The organism is Candidatus Pelagibacter communis, from assembly GCF_001180205.1.
Classification (GTDB): domain Bacteria; phylum Pseudomonadota; class Alphaproteobacteria; order Pelagibacterales; family Pelagibacteraceae; genus Pelagibacter; species Pelagibacter ubique_O.
On record NZ_CVSU01000006.1, the window covers coordinates 1 to 851 of the forward strand.

The 851-nt window shown below is 32.0% G+C and carries 2 protein-coding genes; both read left to right on the forward strand.

Annotated features, from left to right (window positions below; genetic code table 11):
- The coding region (locus tag AMO08_RS00070; protein ID WP_143323777.1) for an aminotransferase class III-fold pyridoxal phosphate-dependent enzyme at positions 1–357 on the forward strand (357 nt) is incomplete at its 5' end.
- A 9-nt stretch (positions 358–366) separates the two neighbouring features.
- Positions 367–851 (forward strand): alanine dehydrogenase (locus AMO08_RS00075; protein ID WP_425304624.1); only part of this gene is annotated, 485 nt, incomplete at its 3' end.

An 851-nucleotide genomic window follows, 5' to 3' on the forward strand; every position in this document is an offset into this window, starting at 1 on the left:
GTAGCAGCTGGTTTAGCTGTGCAAGATATTATTGAAAAAGATGATATTTTTAACAGAGCTAAAAATTTAGCTCCTTATTTCCAAGAAGGTTTAATGTCTTTAAAAGACATTGAAGTTGTCGATAACATCAGAGGATATGGAATGATGGGTGGAATTGATATTGCAATGGACAAAAAACCAGGTGCAGCAGGATTTACTTGTTTCAAACATTGTTATGAGGCAGGAGTAAATTTTAAAGCTACAGGTGATTGTTTAATCATTGCTCCAATGTTTATTTGTGAAAAAAAACACATTGATGAGATAATTGAAAAACTTCGAACTGGAATAACAAATTACGCAAAAAGTAAAAAAAATTAATTTTCATTTATGAAAATTGGAGTTCCCAAAGAAATTAAACCACAAGAAAATAGAATAGGTTTAACACCTGATAGTGTTAAAACTTTAGTTGCAGAAGGTCATGAAGTATTGGTTGAAAACAATGGTGGATTTGAAGCTGGTTTTGAGAATGATCAATATATAAAAGCTGGGGCTAAAATTGCAGATACAGCTTCTGATATTTTTAATGATGCAGAAATAATTGTTAAAGTTAAAGAACCCCAAAAAGTAGAAGTTGATATGATTAGAGAAAATCAAATCGTATATACTTATTTCCATTTAGCTGCAGCAAAAGAATTAACTGAAGGATTAATTAAATCTAAAAGTATTAATATTGCTTACGAAACAGTAACAGATGATAATGGAAGATTGCCTTTGCTTGCACCTATGAGTGCTGTTGCGGGAAGAATGTCTGTACAAGCTGGAGCTCATTGTTTAGAGAAAAACCAATGTGGAAGAGGTTTACTTTTAGGGGG